Origin of the sequence: Nocardia africana NBRC 100379, from assembly GCF_001612635.1 — a bacterium.
GTDB classification, from domain to species: Bacteria; Actinomycetota; Actinomycetes; order Mycobacteriales; family Mycobacteriaceae; genus Nocardia; species Nocardia africana.
The window spans coordinates 1-19,180 of sequence record NZ_BDAV01000015.1 but is presented as its reverse complement, the minus strand read 5'-3'; the positions used below and the strand labels follow the sequence as shown (position 1 = coordinate 19,180).

Below are 19,180 nucleotides of genomic sequence, written 5' to 3'. Positions count from 1 at the left end.
GACCGATTTCACTCACTCACGTCGCTCTCAGGGGTGTCATAGGTGCATCCTGTGCCGGGGGTACCAGTAGGATGGAAGAGTAACTAGCGGCGATACCTTCGGCGCGTTCCGTGCAGCACGCGCGAGGACCCGTAATTCTCGAGCAGTTCGAAATCTCGAGCAGAGGCCATACGGGGCTCGGTCTGTATGTGTTGACCGACGTCGCATCGAGGGATCAGCAAGTAAGGAGAGCTACCGAGCAGTGGCTGCCAACGACTCCAACGCAAGCGGCTCGTCCAAGGCGAAAGCGGGCAACAAGGACTACGGTGCCTCCAACATCACCGTTCTCGAGGGACTCGAGGCGGTCCGCAAACGCCCCGGTATGTACATCGGGTCCACCGGTGAGCGCGGTCTGCACCACCTGATCTGGGAGGTTGTGGACAACTCCGTCGACGAGGCGATGGCCGGCTACGCCACCCGGGTCGACGTGACCCTGCTGGCCGACGGCGGCGTCGAGGTCGTCGACGACGGCCGCGGTATCCCGGTGGCGATGCACGCCACGGGCGTGCCCACCATCGAGGTCGTCATGACCCAGCTGCACGCCGGCGGCAAGTTCGACTCGGACGCGTATGCCGTATCCGGTGGTCTGCACGGTGTCGGTATCTCGGTGGTGAACGCGCTGTCCAGCCGGATGGTGACCGAGATCGACCGCGACGGCTACCACTGGAGCCAGGAGTACAAGGACGCCAAGCCCGGCAAGCTGGTCAAGGGTGAGCCCACCGACCGGACCGGCACCACGCAGCGCTTCTGGGCGGATCCGGACGTCTTCGAGACCACGACCTACAACTTCGAGACGATTTCGCGCCGGCTGCAGGAGATGGCCTTCCTGAACAAGGGCCTGACCATCACGCTCACCGACGAGCGGGTCAGCGAGGCCGAGGTCACCGACGAGGTGGTCAGTGAGACCGCCGAGGCGCCCAAGCACGACGAAGGCGCGTCCGCGCCCGAGCACAAGGTCAAGACCCGGACCTATCACTACCCGGGCGGCCTCGAGGACTTCGTCAAGCACATCAACCGCACCAAGCAGCCGATCCACAACACGGTCGTCTCGTTCACCAGCAAGGGCACCGGCCACGAGCTCGAGGTCGCGATGCAGTGGAATTCGGGGTACTCCGAATCCGTCCACACCTTCGCCAACACCATCAACACCCACGAGGGTGGTACCCACGAAGAGGGCTTCCGCGCGGCGTTGACCACCGTGGTCAACAAGTACGCCAAGGACAAGAAGCTGATCAAGGAGAAGGACGGCAACCTCACCGGCGACGACATCCGCGAGGGTCTGGCCGCCATCGTGAGCGTCAAGGTCAGTGAGCCGCAGTTCGAGGGGCAGACCAAGACGAAGCTCGGCAACACCGAGGTGAAGTCGTTCGTCCAGCGCACCTGCAACGAACATCTGGCGCACTGGTTCGAAGCCAATCCGGCCGATGCCAAGACGATCGTGCAGAAGGCGGTGTCCTCGGCGCAGGCCCGCGTCGCCGCGCGCAAGGCTCGTGAGCTGGTCCGGCGCAAGAGCGCGACCGATCTGGGCGGGTTGCCGGGCAAGCTGGCCGACTGCCGGTCCAAGGATCCGAGCAAGTCCGAGATCTACATCGTCGAGGGCGACTCCGCCGGTGGCTCGGCGAAATCCGGCCGCGACTCGATGTACCAGGCGATCCTGCCGCTGCGCGGAAAGATCATCAACGTCGAGAAGGCGCGCATCGACAAGGTCCTCAAGAACAACGAGGTCCAGTCGATCATCACCGCCTTCGGCACCGGTATCCACGACGAGTTCGACATCTCGAAGCTGCGGTATCACAAGATCGTGCTGATGGCCGACGCCGACGTCGACGGCCAGCACATCTCGACGCTGCTGCTCACGCTGTTGTTCCGCTTCATGCGCCCGCTGGTCGAACACGGTCACGTGTATCTCGCGCAGCCGCCGTTGTACAAGCTGAAGTGGCAGCGCTCGGAGCCGGAATTCGCCTACTCCGACCGCGAGCGCGACGGTCTGCTGGAGGCCGGTCTGGCCGCCGGAAAGAAGATCAACAAGGACGACGGTGTCCAGCGCTACAAGGGTCTCGGCGAGATGAACGCCAAGGAGCTGTGGGAGACCACCATGGATCCTTCGGTGCGGGTGCTTCGTCAGGTGACGTTGGACGACGCGGCCGCGGCCGACGAGTTGTTCTCCGTGCTGATGGGCGAGGACGTCGAGGCGCGACGCAGCTTCATCACCCGCAATGCCAAGGACGTTCGCTTCCTCGACGTGTAGCCGGCGCTGCGCAGCCCACTGCGCGCCCGTCCACACGCCGAGCCCTATGCACAGGCCCTCTAAGGAGACTTCATGACCGAGACCACGCTGCCGCCCAACGGTGGTGCGGGCGACCGGATCGAACCGGTCGACATCCAGAACGAAATGCAGAGCAGCTACATCGACTACGCGATGAGCGTGATCGTGGGCCGTGCGCTGCCGGATGTGCGCGACGGCCTCAAGCCGGTGCACCGGCGTGTGCTCTACGCGATGTACGACAACGGCTACCGCCCCGACCGCGGCTATGTGAAATCCGCGCGCCCGGTCGCCGAGACCATGGGTAACTATCACCCGCACGGCGACGCCTCGATCTACGACACCCTGGTGCGCATGGCGCAGCCGTGGTCGCTGCGGTATCCGCTGGTCGACGGCCAGGGCAACTTCGGTTCCCGCGGTAACGACGGTGCGGCCGCCATGCGGTACACCGAGTGCCGGCTCACCCCGCTGGCGATGGAGCTGCTCCGCGAAATCGACCACGAGACGGTCGATTTCACTCCGAACTACGACGGACGCTCCCAGGAGCCCGTGGTTCTCCCCAGTCGGGTGCCGAACCTGTTGATGAACGGGTCCAACGGCATCGCCGTCGGCATGGCGACCAATATTCCGCCGCACAACCTGAACGAGCTGGCGGAAGCGATCTACTGGGCGCTGGACAACTACGACGCCGACGAAGAGACCACGCTCGCCGCGTGCATGGAGCGCGTCAAGGGACCGGACTTCCCGACCTACGGCCTGATCGTCGGAAGCCAGGGCATCCACGACGCCTACACCACCGGCCGCGGGTCCATCCGGATGCGTGGTGTGGTCGAGATCGAAGAGGACAATCGCGGTCGCACCACGATCGTCATCACCGAGCTGCCGTACCAGGTCAACACCGACAACTTCATCAACTCGATCGCCGAGCAGGTCAAGGACGGCAAGATCGCGGGTATTTCCGATATCCACGACGAGTCCTCCGACCGCGCGGGTATGCGGATCGTGGTCACGGTCAAGCGTGACGCCGTGGCGAAGGTGGTGCTGAACAACCTCTACAAGCACACCCAGCTGCAGACCAGCTTCGGCGCCAACATGCTGTCGATCGTCGACGGTGTTCCGCGCACGCTGCGGCTGGACCAGATGATCCGGCTCTACGTCGATCACCAGTTGGACGTCATCGTCCGGCGTACCCGCTACCTGTTGCGCAAGGCCGAGGAGCGGGCGCACATCCTGCGCGGCCTGGTCAAGGCGCTGGACATGCTCGACGAGGTCATCGCCCTGATCCGGCGTTCGGCCAATACCGACACCGCGCGCACCGGCCTGATGGAACTGCTCGAGATCGACGAGATCCAGGCGACCGCCATCCTCGATATGCAGCTGCGGCGCCTGTCCGCCCTGGAGCGGCAGAAGATCATCGACGAATTGGCCCGCATCGAGGCCGAGATCGCCGATTTGAAGGACATCCTGGAGAAGCCGGAACGGCAGCGTGCCATCGTGCGCGACGAGCTGGCCGAGATCGTCGAGAAGTACGGCGACGACCGCCGCACCAAGATCGTCGCCGCCGACGGTGACGTCGCCGACGAGGACCTGATCGCTCGCGAGGACGTCGTGGTCACCATCACCGCGACCGGCTACGCCAAGCGCACCAAGACCGACCTGTACCGCAGCCAGAAGCGCGGCGGCAAGGGCGTGCAGGGTGCCGGACTCAAGCAGGACGATCTGGTCAAGCACTTCTTCGTGACCTCGACCCACGACTGGCTGCTGTTCTTCACCAACCTCGGCCGGGTCTACCGGGCCAAGGCCTACGAGTTGCCGGAGGCCAACCGCACCGCGCGCGGCCAGCACGTGGCCAACCTGCTGGCGTTCCAGCCCGAGGAGAAGATCGCCCAGGTCATCCGGATCAAGACCTACGAGGACGCCCCGTACCTGGTGCTGGCCACCCGCAACGGCCTGGTGAAGAAGTCGAAACTGACCGACTTCGACTCCAACCGCACCGGTGGCATCGTCGCGGTGAACCTGCGCGACGGTGACGAATTGGTCGGCGCCGCACTGTGTTCGGCCGACGACGATCTGCTGCTGGTGTCCGCGCACGGACAGTCGATCCGGTTCACCGCCAACGACGAGGTGCTGCGTCCCATGGGCCGCGCCACCTCGGGCGTGCAGGGTATGCGCTTCAACGCAGACGATGAGCTGTTGTCGCTCAACGTGGTTCGAGACGGCACCTACCTGCTGGTCGCGACCGCGGGTGGATACTCCAAGCGCACCGCGATCGAGGAGTACACCGCGCAGGGCCGCGGCGGTAAAGGCGTGTTGACGATTCAGTACGACCCGAAGCGTGGCAGTCTGGTAGGAGCGCTCATCGTGGACAACGATGACGAGCTCTACGCCATCACGTCCGGCGGCGGTGTCATCCGGACGGCGGCGAATCAGGTACGCAAGGCGGGCCGGCAGACCAAGGGCGTGCGTTTGATGAACCTCGGCGAGGGCGATACCTTGCTCGCGATCGCGCGTAACGCCGATGAGCCCGACCAGGTTTCCGGTGAAGAAGAGGCCTGAGGCTCGGATTAGCGTTAGGTTCTGGAAGCGGTAATTTCTCCACAAGCAGCGGCGCCACGACGGATCGAAGGATTCTGCATTGACCACTCCGAATCAGCCGAACGACGAGCGAAACCACGCCAACGGTGTGACCGAGCGGATCGCACCGTCACCGATTCCGCCGCGGCCGGCGCCGCGGTCCGGGTCGTCGGCCGACAACGGCTCGGGTAGTTCGCCCGCAAACCCCGAGCCGCAAGGCGATTCCGCGAAATCCGGCGCTTCGGCGCCGGAGGCCGCCGAGGCCGGTGAGGGTCGTGGTGGTTCTCGCTTCGAGGAGGGTTGGTCGCAGCTGCCCCAGCGGGAGCCGCAGTCGAATCTGAATCGCCCGGGCCAGGCCCCCGTGCAGGGCCGGGCGAACCCCCAGACCGGACTCGGCGGCGGGGTGAAGAACGCCCGGACCACCACCGACCTCGCGGCCAAGGCGGCGCGCAAGGAAGCGGCGATGGTGAAATCCGTCGGCATCGACGGACCGACCCGCAGCATCGCCCGTCCGGAACTGATCAAGGATCTGCCGGATCTGTCGGATCTGCGCCATCCGTTGCCGCAGGCGGAAGCCGGTGCGGCACAGTCGGTTCCGATGGCGGTGAACACCGCGGCGCCGACCGTCTCGCCGGCCGCGCAGGCGGCGGTCGCCCAGGCGGTGACCAGCGGTGAGCCGTTGCGCGCGACCGTGCAGGTGCGCCATATCGACCCGTGGTCGACGTTGAAGGTGTCGCTGGTGATCAGCGTCGCCATGTTCTTCGTGTGGATGCTGGCCGTCGGATTCCTCTACATCGTGCTCTCCGGCATGGGTGTGTGGGACCGCCTGAACAGCACCTTCACCGATATGGTGAACGACAACAACTCCTCGGCGACGACGATCATCGACGCCGGCAGCGTCTTCGGATACGCGGCCGTCATCGGCCTGATCAACGTGGTGCTGTTCACCGCGCTCTCGACGGTGGGTGTATTCATCTACAACCAGTGCACCGATCTGGTGGGCGGCGTGCAGGTGACGCTGGCCGATCCGGACTGACGACCCCCGCCGAACGGCCGGCCGGTTCTCACCGGACCGGCCGTTCGCGCTTTCCGGGCCCTGTGACCAGGCGTTTTGGAGAGCAATCGGGGGGTTGTGTAGTCTCTACCGAGTCAGTCACGACAAGACGTCGAGTCGAGACGAACACTACGGGCCTATAGCTCAGGCGGTTAGAGCGCTTCGCTGATAACGAAGAGGTCGGAGGTTCAAGTCCTCCTAGGCCCACATCCACATACCTGGTCGTCGTCGACGGCCGAGGGGGCCTTAGCTCAATTGGCAGAGCACTGCCTTTGCAAGGCAGGGGTTAGGGGTTCGATTCCCCTAGGCTCCACTTCTTCTTTCTCACGATCCGGGGGGATCCGATCACTATTTCGCCGATTCCTGTCGCGCCGGTCCCCATCACACAGTGCCACTGGTGCCGCGTCGTCGGTGCCGGAAGTCGTGGCTGCCGGGACGGTCGCGGCACAGTAGGGTGGACGGCATGAAACTTCTTCTGACGATCGGTGTCATTGCCGCAGTTGTCTTCGCCGTCACCAAGGTTCGCAAGCGGAGCGAGGCGGATCTGTGGCACGAGGTGACCGCGCGCTGAGCCGCCACGCTCACCGGGGCCTTAGCTCAATTGGCAGAGCACTGCCTTTGCAAGGCAGGGGTTAGGGGTTCGATTCCCCTAGGCTCCACCACACAGACTGGCCGCTCAGGGCGTGGAAACGTATTCTGAGCGTGCACGGCGTCAGTACCTGGCGTCAGCAGCCGGTTACCAGCGGTCGGTAACAGGACATCTCACGAGATGTCGCCTGGAACCGACCGGAGGTGACAATGCCCACCCCTCGACCCCGTCCTCGTGCGGACGGGACCGTCGCGTGGCAAGTGCCGTTCAACATCTACATCGATGGCCGCAGGCGCCAGAGTTCGGAGACATTCGACGACCCCGCCGAGGCGACGCGCTGGGCCGCGCTGCTCGAACGTGTCGGCGCCGAGGAAGCACTGAAGATCCTCGACGTCCAGCGCGGCACCGATGTCGAATACCTGACTCTCACCGAGTGGCTGCGCCGCTACGCCGACACGCTGACCGGGATCGAGCCCGAGACCCGCAAGCGCTACCACCGCTACATCGACCGCGACATCGCCGATTTCATGGGCTATCTGCCCCTCGTCGCGATCACGGCCGAGACCGACAAGTCCTGGGTGGTGCACCTGGAAGAGGAGATCGGCAACAAACCCAAGACCATCGCGAACAAGCACGGGTTTCTCTCGGCGGCGATGAGCGCGGCCGCCGCGGTGCGCCCGACACCGCTGATCGCCTACAACCCGTGCGCCGACACCCGCCTGCCCCGCAACGACGCCCCCGAGCCCGACTATTTCGACGACGCCGAATGGGAGCTGTTCGAACAGCTGATGCCGCCGCGCTGGCGCGCGCACGCGGAATTCGGCCTGATGTCGATGGCCCGGCCCAGCGAGGTCACCGCTCTGCGCGTCGGCGACATCAACCCACGCACCGGTGCCGTGCGCATCACCAAGGCGTGGAAATGGGCCGGCGGCGCGCTCAAGCTCGGCAAACCCAAGTCCAGCCGGGGAATCCGCACGGTCAACGTGCCCCTGGAAACCCTCGACCGGCTCGACCTGAACCGTCCGCGCGACGAGCTGCTGTTCCACACCGCCACCGGAAACCCGATCAGCGTCACCTACTTCTACAAGAAGGCGTGGCTGCCCGCCCTGAGTCGGCTGCAAGCACTCGACGAGCTGAACTTCCGGCCGTTCAACCCCGCCACCGGATGGAAGGGCGCCGACCCGCAAGACCTGCTCGAGCGGTTCGACGACGCGGTCACCGGCCTGCTCGGCAAGCGCCTGACCCCCTACACACTGCGCCACACCGGCATCTCCTGGAAGCTGCAAGACGGTGTGCCGCTGTTCGTGGTCTCTCGCGACGCCGGACACGAATCGGTCGCCACCACCGACAAGCGCTACGGCCACATCGACCGCCGCGCCAGCGAATCCGCCGCCGACGTCATCCGTCTGCATCTGCCGCGCGTGCGCAACCCAGGACTGCGCCCCGTCGCCTGAGACAGCCGTACACCGCAATTCATTTCATCGCCGCGACGGTCATGGAATGTAATGAAACGAAATGGAATTCAATGCCACGACCCATTGATCTCCACGCCCGTACACGCAGCACGCGAACCGAATGCGGCTATCCCGGCTGCACGGCCGAGCCCGAGGTGGCGGCCCGGCGTCCGGGCCGCCCCTTCGCCTACTGCGCCGATCCCGACCACAACGCGCAGACAGCGTTGCGCGCCAAACGCAAACACGCCCAGCAACAGACCCGCGAACCCGCCGCACCCAGTCTGCGGCCGGTCACCGACGGCGCGATCACGGTCGCCGGTTTGCTGAGCGAGGCCGCGCGTCTGCGCGACGAGTTGTCCGCGATCGTCAGCGACAGCGCCGACTTGCTGGCCACCATCACCGGCGCCGAGGCGATCGATCGCGAAATCGCCGACATCCGCCGTGAGGCGGCGGTCAAGATCGCCGCTGCCGAGCAGGCACAATCGGCCGCCGAGCGGGCGCTGGCGGAGATGACGGCTCAGCGGGACCGAGCCGCTGAATTGGAAACACTGGCGCTGCAAGCCGCCGACGAGGCGGCCGCGGAAGTCACCGAGGCCCGCCGCGTCGCCGACCAAGCCCGCACCGACGCCGAGGCGAGAATCGCTGCGGCGGAGAAGGATCGCGACAGCGTCTACACCGAGGCCGAGCAAGCGCTGACCAGGATGCGAGACGAGCATGACGCCGCACGCACGGCACAAGCGCGCGCCGAAGCCGAAGCAGACGTCATCCGGCGTCAAGCCGAGGCCACGTCCGCGGAGAACGTCTCCCTGCGGCGGCAACTCGACGAGCAAGCCGACACACACCGCCAGCAGATCGAGGCGCGCGAGCGTGAGCACTCGCGCGCCATCACCGCCGCCCACGCCATGGCCGACCGCGCCGCCCGCGAACAACGCCGCCAGCTCGACTCGATCCTGCGGACACACCAGCCGCCCGCCCTCGCCGCGGGCGACGACGGCCCAGCGTAAGAAGGCGAACGGCGGTTGTGCACAACCGCATCCACCGTTGTAACCGTTATCCCCATTAGCCGGTTTGGGTACAGCGGGGAGGCGGTGGCATGCGCTAGGGCGCGAATTTGCCTGGTGAACAGCGTGTTTTCTGGCCAGAGCGACGGCGAACACGGCTCGCGCGCGCAGAAGTGACACGTGGGAGGTCTCGCATGGAGTGCGGCGTACCGGAACCGCCCAGAACCATCGGCAGGCCGGAAACCAGTGGACCCCGCTTGAGGCAACAGGCGGGGCCGCACAACACCTATCCGCTCTGCGACACGAAAGGGCTGGGCGAACATGAGCCTAACTCCCACCTCCGACCATCCCCGACTGGAGCCATCGGACCCGAGACCGCCCGAGATCCACCCGCTCCTGGCCCTCTCGCTGGCAGTCAGTCTCGCTACCGGGACCGGGCTGCTGACGGGCTGGTCGGAGGCGGTAACAGTGCTGGTCTCCTGCCTTGGTGTCCTCGCAGGAAGGCCCCGGCGCAACAACTAGCCCAGTCGACCCGTTGGGATTCGACCTCCGCGATACGCTCGGTTAGATTGGCGCCGGATCTGTTCCAGGCGATCTCGACGCTCGGGTCGCCCCTCAGGACCGGGCCATGCCGCAGGTGCGGTCGTCCTAGACATCGACGTTGCTGCGATCATCGCCGGGGCGCTCGTCGGCTGGCAACTGGTTCTGGCGAGGTTGAGTGATTCCATCGAGCTGCCACAGTGTTTCGAGCTGATCGTCGAGCCGGTCGGGCGGTAGTTCGGCGGAGGCGATGAAGAAGAAAGGATCGCGCCCTGGCTGAAAATCGACGCTGACGCTATCGCCCTCACCGGCATCCAGCGCGGCGAGAACCGTGGTCGTGTCTACTGTCGTCGCTGCGGGGTGGAACACCCACGCCGGCCCGATCGGCAGGACCCGGTTGCCGAGAGATACGGTGTAGTCAAACTTGAAGGCTACCGGCACTTTTCCTGATTCCAGCAGTGCCCGCAGCTTCCCATAGTCCTCCCTCGGCACTGTTGCGGTCACAGTGCCGGCCTCGGGTGAGGCAACTATGCCGCCCTCGATCACGATGCGCGCGACGCGGAAGGCCACACGATCGTCCTCGGAGATCGTGTCCGGAAAGGCGAAACGCTGCTGGCAATGCTGTTGCACGATGTCGAGGTCGGTCGCGAACGCCTCCAGCCTGAGTTCCTGTTCGTCGGCCGGCAGGTTGGCGTCGCTTCGGACCGACAGCGCGAAGTCCCCATTGATGAAGACTTCGAGTCGGCGTGCGGCGCGCATCTGGCGCACGAAGGCCAGGACCTCGGCGACGACCCGTGGCCGGGCACGATAGATCCCGTGCGATACGTTCGCTTCGGGTGGGACCACTTGCTGCTCGGCGGTCCCGGCGAAGGTGAGTTCCACCGTTAGCCGCTGATCGTAGAAGGTCGTTTTCACCGACATGCCGTGCGGTCCTGCCCCGAGGTTGGTGATGCGGCCTTCATGGGAGGCGACGAGGGTGTCGTCCTCATCGAGGAAATGTAGCTCCAGCGGGAGGCCCACTCCTGGAGCCGCAGGGCCGCGCCCTATGACGACGTAACCCGAATCAAACCGTTGCGCAATCGGCGCCGGCCCGGCGATCTCGATATCCTGCACGACCTCGGGCGGAAGTTCGACTGTATCCGCAGTGCCGAACCCCAGCTTGCGCCGGAACCGCTGTTCCAGCTGGGCATGTTCGGGTCCGAATCGAGGTTGGAACCTCAGGGACACTGGGCTGGAGAGGTGGGCGCCTGGATGTTGGGCTCGCAACACTTGCGAGACCGTGTTACCGACCCGGTGGAAGTCGAAGGTCCAGTCCAGATCTGCCGAATCTGCCAGCTCACCGAGAGCGCCGACCCGTGCGCCGAGATCGGCGGGGCCCAGCAAACTGCTGCGCTCACGGTCGTAGAGTTGCGCATCTTCACGCAGTTGGCTGGTTACGTTCCGCTGTGCCCACTTGTCGACCTCAGGGAAGTCAATGAGCAAGTCGTCTAGTTCCAGCCGACCAATGATTCGCCAGTGCCGCGGCGCGTCAGCCGTCTTCCCGAGTCCACCGACGAATGTCCGCTCAGAGGGAATCACATTGTTCGGCACCACCAGGACCCACTCGTAGGGTTTGTCCTTGAGCATCGAGTCGTACGAGCGCCGGATCTGTTTTCGTCGTGTTTGCGCGAACCCGCCACTGAAGCCTTCTGGAAAGTACTTCAGCTGAAAGATACGCAGCCGGTTGCCTTGGCGCACTTCGATATCGATGCCACCATCACCACCGCGTCCGTTCACCGCAATCACGCTGTCTGCGTCGCGGTATCGGCGTTTGATCAGCACCTCGACAATGCGGTCGAACCACGACTGTCCAATCCGATCCCAGTCGACGCTCACTTGCCGTCGGTTCCTTTCTCAGTCCTCGGCAGATTCGGAGTCGGGCCGGCGGTGCCCGAGAACACCGACCGTACGTGGCTGACGAATCTTCAACGTAGGCCGTCGCAGGGGATTGCCAGCGACGAGGCCGCGGCGTTGAACCTGCTGCTCATGATCTTTCCAGTGTGCACCGATGCCGACCGAATCGACGCGAGGATCGTCGGCGATGCCATTTTGGGCGCTGGCGGTGATAGCGGCAGCGCCGGCTGTGCCCGTGCCGACGGCGCCAGGCCGGGTTTTGACCCAGAACGTCTCTGGTGTCTTCACATGCGCTTCGTGGCATAGCTGCCCGTAACTCGTTGTGCTCAAATATATTTCACGTAGAAGTCGACCCGGCAGTGTGTCGGCGATACTCAGTGGAAACGGATGCCGCTGTCGGTTCGTCCGGATACCGTGTGAGCGCGAAAGCTTCATGTGGCGGATGGGGCCGTCGTAGCGAGGAAGGGGCGCGCGGTGGAGGAAGGCTCGGTCTCAGAGCTGGCCGTGTTGTGGGGAATTGCGGATTGCACGTTGGCGGTGCCACGGTTCGGTGAGCCGGGCTGGTCGTATGAGGAGACACTGCTACTGGCGTGTCCGAAGGGGCATTCGACGGTTCATGTTGCGCGAAAGCCGTTCGAGTACAACGGGAAACGATTGCGGTACGTCGCGTTGATCTGTCCCGATTGCGCCCACGCGTACGAGATGCGGGACTTCGCGTTCACGTCCTACGCTCAAGTGCGAAATGCGTCTTCAGGACGCGGGCCCCGGCCACAGCTGGTGAACGCCTCTCGTTCCCGGACCACTTCACCCGCGAACCGATCGCGGCCGAAGTATGAGCCAACGGCAGAGCAGCAAGCGGTGATCGAAGCTGCCAGGGCTGGAAAGCATCTTGTTGTGCAGGCAGGCGCCGGTGCGGGGAAGACCAGCACGCTGGAGTTGGTGGGTCACGCGTTGGCGGGCCAGAAGGTCGCCTACATCGCCTATAACAGGGTCACCAAGGACGAGGCGAGCCGCCGATTCCCCTCCCATGTCCGCTGCGCCACCGCGCACGGATTGGCCCGCCGGTTTCTGCAGCGCTACCGACATCGACTCGACAACACGCAGCGACAACGGGCCGAGGACCAAGCCAGGATCCTGGGCATCAACCAGGGTGTCGGGCTCACGAAAACCGCGTTGTTCCCCCGCGACCTGGCGCGGATGGCGATGGAAACAGTGACCCTCTACTGCCACTCCCACGACACCGAGATCGGACCCCAGCACCTCCCACGGCAAGTCGGTATCACCGACGACGAACTGGCCTACCTGGCAGAGACCGTGCTGCCCTTCGCGTGCCGCGCGTGGGCGGATCTCCGAAGTACCGACGGCCAGTTGAAATTCGAGCATGACCACAATTTCAAGATGTGGGCTCTGTCCGGGCCGCGTTTGCCATTCGATGTGATCATGCTCGATGAGGCGCAGGACACCAACCCGGCCTTGGCGGCGGTCATCGCCGCCCAAAGTTCCCAGCAGATTCTGGTGGGCGATTCCAACCAGCAGCTGTACTCCTGGCGCGGAGCGGTAGATGCCTTGGAGAACTGGCACGCCGAGGAGCGCCTGACCCTTTGTCAATCGTGGCGCTTCGGTGAGGCCATCGCCGCCGAAGCCAACCTGTGGCTGGGCCTCATCGGTACCGATATGCGGCTCATCGGCAATCCCGGCCTTAACTCCACGGTGGGGCGTGTCCATCGCCCCCACGCGGTGTTGTGCAGAACCAACGCCGAGGCCGTGAGGCAGGTGATGGAAGTGCTGCGGGAGGGGCGCCGACCCGCGCTGGTCGGGGGCGGTGAGGCGATCAAGCGGCTGGCCGAAGCAGCGCAGCAACTTCAACGCGGCAAACAGCCCAGCCATCGTGAACTGTTCGCGTTTCGCAGCTGGGCAGAGTTGCAGGACTACGTCGACAACGACCACGGCGGGCGGGACCTGCGGCCGCTGGTCGACCTCGTCGACGAACACGGCGTGGAGACGATTCTCGATACCGTCGATCACCTGGCGCACAGCGAAGACGACGCCGACGTCGTGGTCTCCACCGCACACAAAAGCAAAGGGCGAGAATGGGATACGGTCACCATCGCCAACGATTTCGCTGAACCAGCACCCGACAACACCGGCCGCCCCGGGCCCCTCCCTCCCGCCGCTGCCATGCTCGCCTACGTGGCTGTCACGCGCGCCAGGCAACGGCTCGATCCCGCTGGCCTCGACTGGATCTTCGACTACCTGAAACAACTCGCCAACCAGCGCAGCACGCCATCGCATCCGGGCTACACAACCGCATCGGTGGGCGGGCGCGGACCGACAGCCGCGCATATTCCCCGCCCGCGTGATCGTTACACAGCCGGCCCACAGTGTGCCGAGTGACGGTGACTTGGCTAGGCACGTGCAGCGCTACGCCGGGCCGGTCATCGACCGTATCGAGGTAGCTGATCTATCGGGAAACACCGGCGGCCACAGCATTTTGGTCTGTAACCATGCCAGCACCGACCTGCTCACCCTTGTCACTACTGGCCTGCGTTTCATCCTCCCGGCGCCCGATACCGAAGTGGCGCTGTCGATCTGTGCTGACCAAACCGATCTCGGGCGGGAGTTGCTCGCCACGGTCGTCTTGTCGTTCATCGTTCGATCCGCTGTCCCCGACCTCGGAGACTGGGTCGTCAGCCGCGAATCCATCCTCGACGAGACCTGGGTTCGTGGCGTGCTCGTTGCTCATCACCCCACCTTCGGACCAGGTTTCAGCACAGTTCGCGATGCTGCCGGCGATCCGTCGATCAATCTGTGGACCTTGCTGCCCCTTGTCGGGACCGAAGCAGAACAAGTCACACGATTCGGACCAGATGTTCTCGTGGAGCACTGGCAGCGCAGATATACGAAGACAGCCGACTTGACGCGTGGCCGGGTGACATAGCTGGAAAGGCTTCTGCGGTATACAAACGACGTGGCGGGTCTGTGCTGGCTGCGCAGGCGTGGATGGGGATAGCTGGTTGGATGGTGGCAGGTGTTGGTCAGGAGTGTTCGAGCCAGTAGCGGTGCGTTCCGGTTTTGTCGAAGCCGTTGCGTTCGTGGAACGGTGTGGTCTCCCACGCGATGCGGTAGCCCTGCTGGGAGATGCGGGCGTGGAGGCCGTCGCTGATCGCCACGAACGGCAGCATGTGGGTGTCGGCAACGGTCTGCTGTTTGAGAACGTTGCCGTGGGGGTCGGTGCAGGTGATCTGCTTGCCGGTCCATGCGAGATCGAGCAGAGCGCGGAACTGCGCGGTCGGCACGATCAGCATGAACCGATCCGGCTGCGGTCCTGGGTTGAAGTAGTAGCAGGTCGTGGCGATTACTTTCGTGTCCGCATCGGTCGGGGGTGGACATGTCATGGCCTGGGCGAGGGTGTCCCATTCGGCGGCGGCGAAGTCCCCTGCGGTAGCTGGAAGCGGCAGTGAGCTCGACTTCCCGGTTGCGGAGTGGACGAGCCAGGAACGCAGTCGTACCTGGATGGTGTTTCGTGTTCGTGTGAGTGCGGGCCGAATTTGGCTGGCGGTGGGGGTGTCGGGTGCTGAGTTGATGAGCTGCCCCAGGTTGACCGGTGGACTGTATGCGCGATTTTCGATGACGAATTCACCTGCCAGAATCCACCATCGGCTGCCGTCGGGCTCGATGAATGAAAAGTCGGCGCCGTTGATGGTGTCGTGGCAGCCGGTCGGGTCGTACACCGCGGCGGGAATGGGGAGTTTGCTGGCGTCGCGGCGGTCGATCGACCCGGCGGCATACAGCGGCACTTCCAGATCGATGGTGGGGTCGGGCAACTCGTCGTAGCCGTCGTCAGGAGCCAGCCAACGCCCGCTGCCCGCCGGTGGCGGCTCCCAGCGACCGTTGATGCGGTGCAGCTGGTCGTGGTAGCGGTGTCGTGCCGAGAGTTCGGCCAGCCACATCTGTATGGCCTGGTCGGTGAGCTTTTTCCGCACGCTCGCCGATTGATGCCGTAACCGCAGGCGGTCACGGTAGGGGATCGCGTGCTGTGCAGCGACTTCGGCGAGCAGCTGCGCGGCTCGGCCGATCTGTTCGTCGAGACCGGTTGTGCTGTCGTCGGCGAATTGTTGATGCAGCTCACGCAACGGCCCGGCCGCGATGTGGTCGCTGTGGGCGCCCACACGGCGATGGCGCCAGCGGACGCGGGAGGCGCTGGCGTACGTGCATGTCAGCTCATGCAGCGTGGGCGGGCACAGCGTCGTGTCGAGGACCTGGTCGGCGGCGTGGAGGGCGCGGTAGAGCGCGACGTGCAGTCGCAGATGCATCGTCAGGCTTCCCGCCGTCGCGTGGCGGGTGCGGAACTGATCGTGGGCTGCCAGGGCGAGGGTTTCGGCGGCGGATGTGGCTGTGGCGCGGGTGATCGCGCCGTACACCGCGTTCCACACCCCGGCGTAGATGTCGACGTCGCCGCAAGCGTGGGCGTGAACAAGCAGGCTAGCGGCGAGATGGGGTTGTGCGGCGAGCACGGCGGCCAGGGTGCGTGTGGCCGAGGCGGCGGTTTCCCCGGGTGGCAGCGCCAGCCACCACATGAGCATGCGCGCGAGTTCGTCGGCGTGGGCCGGGTCTAGCGTGTTGGTGTCGGCGCGGCGGTTGATCCACACAAGGATTGCCGCGAGGTCGCTGTCTTCCTCTTCTCCCGCATCGAAGGTGGCGATCGCGTGGAGTACCTCGATCCATTGCTGTGCGCGTTGAGTTGGTGGCGTGCGTGTCAGTTCCTCATCGATGAACCGCGCACCGAGTGGATGGCCGGCGGTCACCGAGTTGTGGATGGCGAACATCCAGATCGCCAGTCTGCGGGCCGGCACGGCCAGCATCTTGCGCGCGAGCGTCACGGTCGTGGGCGAGACGGTGCTGATCGAGCGGCCTTGCAGCGACAGGATGAAGGCTTCGGGCATACCCGCCCGCCACGTCCAGGCAGGGCCACGCAGAACTTCGTGACCGGAATGTGCCGGTGACAGTTCGGCCATCGCCAGCGTGATCGGATGTGGGTCTGTCCATTTTCTGCGGGCACGCCGCCTCGGCGCGGAGGGAGCATGCCGGCGCCGGGCATCGAGTAACGCTTGAGCGTGCCGGAATTCGGCGATTCGTTGCAGCCCGTATTCGAGGCAGCCTTCGGTGTCGACGAGCACGCCCTCGTAGCACAGGAAGTCGACGGCGCGGTCGACCTCGGCGCTGGACAACCCGTCGGCGTTGCGGCGGATCTGCTCACGAGTGACTGCCTGGCCGGGACGGCTGTCGAGGTGACGAAGAACTACCTGTAGTTCCCCGCGGTCATACATCCCCGGCGAATGCGATGGGTGTTGAGCGGCGAAGTCATGCGAGAGCAAGGCGATCCAGCTGGCGAAAAGGTCCCCGAGAGCCATCGGCGTCACGGTGTCGGCGCTGCTGCCGCTGTGCACGCGGGCGAACATCCGCAAGACCAGGGGACGCCGGTAGTCCGGAATCGTCCATGGCGCGGCAACCGGGGGCAAGTCGAAGGAGCGCCGCAGGATCTGCCACGCCTGTGCAGGGTCGACACCGCGGTGAGGGTAGATCGCCCACGGCGAATGCCCGGCGGCCGGTCGCGGTGTCGGGGTGCCCTCGTCATCGCGTCGTGTCGCGATGAGAGTGATCTCCGGGCAGGGCGCGACTCGCGCCGCCAGTTCCGCGAGCTGGCCAGGCCAGTGCGCGGGGGCGGCTTCGTTGACGGCATCGACGATGATCACGGCTCGATGGCCGCTGGCTTCGGCGTGCAGACGTAGCCCGTCCAGAAATTCGCGGCCGCTGATTCCGGTGTCGACCGAGCGGGCGAGCTCTGTCAGCCACGAGCGAGTCGAGCCTCGCCACATCGCGCCGTTGACGAAGACGGTGGGCGCGCCCTGCTCGATGCGGTCGAGTGCGAACTGCGCCGCATGGTAAGTCTTGCCGGTGCCCCACCCGCCCTCGATGAGCACGACGCCGCACTCCTCGGCGCGCAACCGCCGCCGCAGAGACACGATCGCGCCCTGCACGCTGTCCAACCGCCGTCGAACATCGAAGATGCGGCGCCGGCGAGGCACTGCGACCGCTGACTGCGCGGACTCGTCGAGAGCGCTGCCGACCTCGTCACACCTGGCGGACAACTCATCGATCGCACCCAACAGTTCACCGGCCCATCCGATCTCGCGGGCCAGCGGCACCGCGCGGGTAGGGCGCGGTGTCCCGCCCACGGCCACACAGGTGTCGAGGCGGCGGACCGCGTTGTCCCACAGGGTGCGGATCGCGGCATCGGAGCGCCGCTGTGCGGACTCGTCCCCGGAGACGTCGATGATGAAGGGGTAGCGCCATCCCTCTTCGACATCGGCGAGAAGGGTCCGCAGCTCTTGGATCTGCGTGTTCATTGCGTCGGGACAGGTGAGCTCGGCCAGCTCGGTTTCCAGCGCGGAGTGAAACCGCACCGCGCTCTGTTCGTCGTCGAGCCTGCCCATCGCCGAGAGCGCGCGGGCACGGACGACGGCGTGGATGTCGGTCAGGGTGTGCTGCATGGGCAGCAATGCCGGTGGCAGGCGCAGAACGTCGATCGCCAGCGCCGCGAATTCCGGGCGGCTGAGGTCATCGGCGAGCATCGAACCGTCGATGATCACCAATTCCACAGCACGTGTGGAGATCGAATCCGGTGTTCGGCGGGCCGCTGCAGCGAACAACTCCGGTCGTCGATAGTAGATGTCGACGCCAGCGACGTCGACACGGTCACTGGCACGGCTCCACTGCGTCTCCGACAGGGACTCGACTGTGTAATACAAGATCCGGCCACACGGGAGACTGTCGGAAAGAATCTGTGTCACATCGGATTTCAGTTTGTCCGGCAGCCGGTCGGGCAGCGTGGTGGTGCACGCCACGACTGTCGTGGTCGCGCCCGGTGGCTGGAACGTGGCCGCGAACGAGGCCGCGTCCTCGTCGAGAGCGGTCCAGCGGCTGAAGCCGTCGCGGCCGCGGTCCCCGCCGGCACTGACCGGCCCAACCGATTCGCTGAGGCTGGGATCGAAGCGCAGTCGAGCGTGCGCGACACACAAGCGCTCGAAATCATGGTGGCGGTTGGCCGACCTCAAATCCTTGATCGCCGACCTGAACGATGTCCTGAGCCGTTCCTGCGGCTCGGGCAGACGAGCTCGATCCACCGGTGTTTCTCTGGTCATCGCACCACTTCCCGGTGTGTCACCGATCGATGCAATTGAGGTCGAAGATGTTGTGCCGGAACCGGTCCCGGCTTGTGAAGCCTACAAGAGGGAGTGGCGGTTCGCCCGCGAACCAACGCTGGACTGCCCGCACCGTGGGTTTCGGGCGCGACGACACCAATGTCTACCTGACCGTCGACATGCCTGCCCCCGAAGCGGGGCGTCCTGATCGAGGCACTCATCCGGCAACCAGCGCGATCGTTGCGGGCCCAGCCAGCCCGCGGGGGCGCGCGCTACCTATTTCCGGGCCAGTCGCCCAGTCAGCCCCGCAGCCTCAGGCCCCCGAACCATATGGTGCGTCAGCACGGCACGGCATCCGCACCCGCGCGGCCCGCAACACCGCGATGATCGAACCGCCGAAGAGCCACCGCCAGCGGTGATCAGTGACCTGTTCGGTGCTTGCCTGACCACCGAATTTGGGGCGGATTTGTTCTTACAGCCCGATCGCTGTAGGTACTTCCTACGTGACGACGGACGGCGAAGTCGCCTGGAAGTCATAGGCTTCATACAACGAAAGAGGCAGGATCGAAGG

Annotated in this window: 11 protein-coding genes and 3 tRNA genes; 12 read left to right on the top strand and 2 right to left on the bottom strand. The window is 65.2% G+C overall.

Annotation, left to right across the window (positions count from 1 at the left end; genetic code table 11):
- Nucleotides 1–241 precede the first annotated feature (241 nt).
- From gyrB to NA3_RS26525, 9 genes are all read left to right on the top strand, one after another.
- Entirely contained in the window at nucleotides 242–2,287 is a 2,046-nt protein-coding gene (gyrB, locus tag NA3_RS26560) for a DNA topoisomerase (ATP-hydrolyzing) subunit B (protein ID WP_062966397.1), read from the top strand.
- A gap of 72 nt (nucleotides 2,288–2,359) precedes the next feature.
- Nucleotides 2,360–4,858: a DNA gyrase subunit A gene (gene gyrA / locus NA3_RS26555; protein WP_062966396.1), complete on the top strand. Its 2,499-nt coding sequence runs from the start codon at nucleotides 2,360–2,362 to the stop codon at nucleotides 4,856–4,858.
- A gap of 79 nt (nucleotides 4,859–4,937) precedes the next feature.
- A complete protein-coding gene (locus tag NA3_RS26550) occupies nucleotides 4,938–5,912 on the top strand; it encodes a DUF3566 domain-containing protein (RefSeq protein ID WP_062966395.1) in 975 nt (324 codons plus the stop codon).
- A gap of 151 nt (nucleotides 5,913–6,063) precedes the next feature.
- Nucleotides 6,064–6,137: transfer RNA gene (locus NA3_RS26545), tRNA-Ile, on the top strand.
- A gap of 33 nt (nucleotides 6,138–6,170) precedes the next feature.
- A tRNA-Ala gene (locus NA3_RS26540) sits at nucleotides 6,171–6,243 on the top strand.
- A 150-nt stretch (nucleotides 6,244–6,393) separates the two neighbouring features.
- Entirely contained in the window at nucleotides 6,394–6,501 is a 108-nt protein-coding gene (locus NA3_RS38260) for a DLW-39 family protein (RefSeq protein ID WP_210743954.1), read from the top strand.
- 15 nt (nucleotides 6,502–6,516) lie between these two features.
- A tRNA-Ala gene (locus tag NA3_RS26535) sits at nucleotides 6,517–6,592 on the top strand.
- 136 nt (nucleotides 6,593–6,728) lie between these two features.
- Entirely contained in the window at nucleotides 6,729–7,973 is a 1,245-nt protein-coding gene (locus NA3_RS26530; protein ID WP_084491890.1) for a tyrosine-type recombinase/integrase, read from the top strand.
- A gap of 71 nt (nucleotides 7,974–8,044) precedes the next feature.
- Nucleotides 8,045–8,977: a coiled-coil domain-containing protein gene (locus tag NA3_RS26525; RefSeq protein WP_128145496.1), complete on the top strand. Its 933-nt coding sequence runs from the start codon at nucleotides 8,045–8,047 to the stop codon at nucleotides 8,975–8,977.
- 645 nt (nucleotides 8,978–9,622) lie between these two features.
- On the opposite strand, the gene NA3_RS26520 is transcribed toward NA3_RS26525, so the two are convergent.
- Entirely contained in the window at nucleotides 9,623–11,389 is a 1,767-nt protein-coding gene (locus tag NA3_RS26520; RefSeq protein ID WP_062966392.1) for a hypothetical protein, read from the bottom strand.
- A gap of 51 nt (nucleotides 11,390–11,440) precedes the next feature.
- Between NA3_RS26520 and NA3_RS26515 the strand changes: the two genes are divergently transcribed.
- From NA3_RS26515 to NA3_RS26505, 3 genes are all read left to right on the top strand, one after another.
- Nucleotides 11,441–11,713 (top strand): hypothetical protein, encoded by a 273-nt coding sequence (locus NA3_RS26515; protein WP_062966391.1) that lies wholly within the window; start codon nucleotides 11,441–11,443, stop codon nucleotides 11,711–11,713.
- Between the two features lie 471 nt (nucleotides 11,714–12,184).
- Nucleotides 12,185–13,801: a UvrD-helicase domain-containing protein gene (locus NA3_RS26510; protein WP_227995662.1), complete on the top strand. Its 1,617-nt coding sequence runs from the start codon at nucleotides 12,185–12,187 to the stop codon at nucleotides 13,799–13,801.
- A 19-nt stretch (nucleotides 13,802–13,820) separates the two neighbouring features.
- Nucleotides 13,821–14,345 (top strand): hypothetical protein, encoded by a 525-nt coding sequence (locus tag NA3_RS26505; RefSeq protein WP_128145495.1) that lies wholly within the window; start codon nucleotides 13,821–13,823, stop codon nucleotides 14,343–14,345.
- Nucleotides 14,346–14,442: 97 nt separating this feature from the next.
- On the opposite strand, the gene NA3_RS26500 is transcribed toward NA3_RS26505, so the two are convergent.
- Complete coding sequence (locus NA3_RS26500; protein WP_218021904.1) at nucleotides 14,443–18,522, bottom strand: hypothetical protein; 4,080 nt, start codon at nucleotides 18,520–18,522, stop codon at nucleotides 14,443–14,445.
- Nucleotides 18,523–19,180 lie beyond the last annotated feature (658 nt).